At 44.0% G+C, this 1,612-nt stretch carries 3 protein-coding genes; all 3 read right to left on the bottom strand.

Features of this window, described 5'->3' with window-relative positions; all coding sequences use genetic code 11:
• A partial coding sequence (locus MHN33_RS23710; RefSeq protein WP_275443043.1) for an RHS repeat-associated core domain-containing protein occupies positions 1–124 on the bottom strand: 124 nt, incomplete at its 3' end.
• A gap of 63 nt (positions 125–187) precedes the next feature.
• Positions 188–757 (bottom strand): PIN domain-containing protein, encoded by a 570-nt coding sequence (locus tag MHN33_RS23705; RefSeq protein ID WP_194866482.1) that lies wholly within the window; start codon positions 755–757, stop codon positions 188–190.
• A 5-nt stretch (positions 758–762) separates the two neighbouring features.
• On the bottom strand, positions 763–1,215 hold the full coding sequence (locus tag MHN33_RS23700) for an excisionase family DNA-binding protein (RefSeq protein WP_194866483.1): 453 nt from the start codon (positions 1,213–1,215) through the stop codon (positions 763–765).
• Positions 1,216–1,612: the final 397 nt, after the last annotated feature.

Here is a 1,612-nt window from a genome sequence, read left to right as displayed (position 1 = left end):
AACTCAGCGGATTATTCAGCACATACGAGTAAGCATTGTAATTCTGAAGATTCGAAGGCGCCTGCACCACCGGATCCGCCTGCATAAACCGGCCCGTTTCTGCATCGTACACTCGACCATTCATATGAACTAATCGGGGTTGTGGAATATAACCTTATGATTTATTTGTCATCCCTGACTAGACTTGCTAAATCATTGCTTCATATTTACGTAGGTGCGAAACCAAGGTAGGTAGCTTTTGCCGTTGTAAGCAATCCAGATATTCGCTGGCTGTCATGGGTGGGTTTTTAAGTGATCGTCTTTGCCGTTGGGCTGCCAATATGGCTGCGCTGGGGTCTAGCTCAAACATATCAGATAAGAAATTGTCTGGATGGATTGCACTCAGATCAAATGGTGCCAATTTATCATCCGGAAAGTCTTTCAAATTAAATGTAATTATCCCCTCTGCCTGGCCCTTAACAGCTGCGGCCACAACATGCCTGTCATCTTTATCAGGCAAATTTATGCCATCAATCAGCGGCTCATACCCTTCAATTAAACAATCAGGGACATGCGCGTTCATTAACTGCCTTGTTCTGTCGAGCTTTTTGGGATCCATTTCCGGGTTGTTTAATAGTAAATTGCGGATCCATTCATCATGTATCTGTTCCGTCCAGCGGGCTCTAAATAACCCCGTTAAAGTCAGGTGCATCAAATAGCTTCGCAGGGGAGCTGGATACATTACACACGCATCCAAGATTACCGTGTATGTTGACATGGTGGTTAATATCCTAATCCTAATTCCTGATCGAGATCCGTCAACTCATCCAGAGCAGCAAGGCGTTTTGCTTCAATATCCTGCTTATATTTCATCACCTGAGCAAACTCAATTTTGCGCCTGTTGCCCGTTCTTGTATACGGAATATCTCCCTGATCCAATATCTTAATCAGTGTAGGGCGAGACATATTCAACATATCTGCGGCTTCCTGAGTCGTTAGCTCCGCGTGGATAGGTGTAATGTTTACACTGTTGCCTTGTCCCAGCTGCGTCAGGACTTCGATCATCAATTGAACGGCACTGGCTGGCAATTTTAGCTGATGACTTTCCCCATCTTTGCCCACCACACTCAATTCTTGTACTTCGCCATTCGCTTCCAATACTGCGGAAAGCTCCTGGCTGCATAGTTTTGCCAATGCGACTTCTTCTGCGCTTGGCAGCGATTTTACATTTAACATGGTCACTTGCTCTGTTCGTCTGTTCGTCTGTTCGTCTGTTCGTCTGTTCGTCTGTTCGTCTGTTCGTCTGTTCGTCTGTTCGTCTGTTCGTCTGTTCGTCTGGCGATAGCTTCTTGTGCGCTTAGCTTAATTTCAAGCTAGGAAAGCATCCCATTTATCACGCTTTAATATTATCCGAAATATTCGAAAACAGCAAGATTCGAAATATTCGAAACCATTTAAAGTACATATGCTGCGATCAAACAGCTCTCGAGTCTTCGTGAAGGTAGTGTTCAATTTTCTGTGTCATTTCGATAAGTTAAGATACAAAAAAAGAAATGACTCATGACTACACAACAATTTGATTCTGTACTGAAAGCGCTCCAAGATGGTAAAACTCACTGGTGAAGATGGAGCG

Source organism: Pseudoalteromonas sp. OOF1S-7 (assembly GCF_022347765.1).
Lineage (GTDB): Bacteria > Pseudomonadota > Gammaproteobacteria > Enterobacterales > Alteromonadaceae > Pseudoalteromonas.
Note: the sequence above shows the minus strand (reverse complement) of the source record. Positions and strands in the feature narration are given on the sequence as shown.